At 53.7% G+C, this 702-nt stretch carries 1 protein-coding gene; it reads left to right on the top strand.

Annotated elements, in window-relative coordinates:
* Nucleotides 1–220: 220 nt before the first annotated feature.
* The coding region (locus GSP01_RS14625; RefSeq protein ID WP_141354693.1) for an IS110 family transposase at nt 221–702 on the top strand (482 nt) is incomplete at its 3' end.

Raw genomic sequence — 702 nt, 5'->3', positions numbered from 1 at the left:
CCCCATCAAACCCCGGGACTAAACACCTTATGTGTTTCCAGCCTGTTATGATGGCCTCATGAACGACCCTGGCCAGGGTCGTTCATGAGGTGAGATACAGCGCTTAACACCTGGTGCCTGACCACGTTTTCTAGCAGGCTGATCTCGCCTCTCTTCACCGTCTCGAACAGTTGACGGCGGCCCGGTTCCGGGACCGCGAACATAAGAAAGAGAGAGTGATATGTCTTTGGAAACGGTCATTGGAATAGATGTGTCTCGAGACTGGCTTGATTGCTTTTGCCTGCCAGAAAAGCAGAGATTTCGTTTTCAGAATTCACCTGATGGCCATGCCAGATTACTGGAAACTCTTCAGAGTATGCCGGACGGCCTCACGGTTGGATTTGAAGCCACCGGTGGACAGGAATGGGCACTCTGGCGTGTTCTCATCAGTATGGGACTCAATGCCGTCCAGTTGCCTCCAGCACAGATCAAAGCTTTCGCACTCTCCATGGGGAAACGCGCGAAAACCGATCAGATCGATGCGGAATTGATTGCGCGCTTTATGGCTTTTCGTCCAGAAGCAGGACGAACACTGCCGGATGAGAAGCTCCAGTTTCTGCGGGTACTGACGGTGCGCAGAGCTCAGATGGTGGAGGCACGTAAACGGCTTTCTGCCCAGATTTCGGCGCGCCGCAAGCAGGGTATGAGCGCTGAACTGGAGGA

Source organism: Gluconobacter sphaericus NBRC 12467 (genome assembly GCF_006539125.1).
Classification (GTDB): Bacteria; Pseudomonadota; Alphaproteobacteria; order Acetobacterales; family Acetobacteraceae; genus Gluconobacter; species Gluconobacter sphaericus.
Note: the sequence above shows the minus strand (reverse complement) of the source record. Positions and strands in the feature narration are given on the sequence as shown.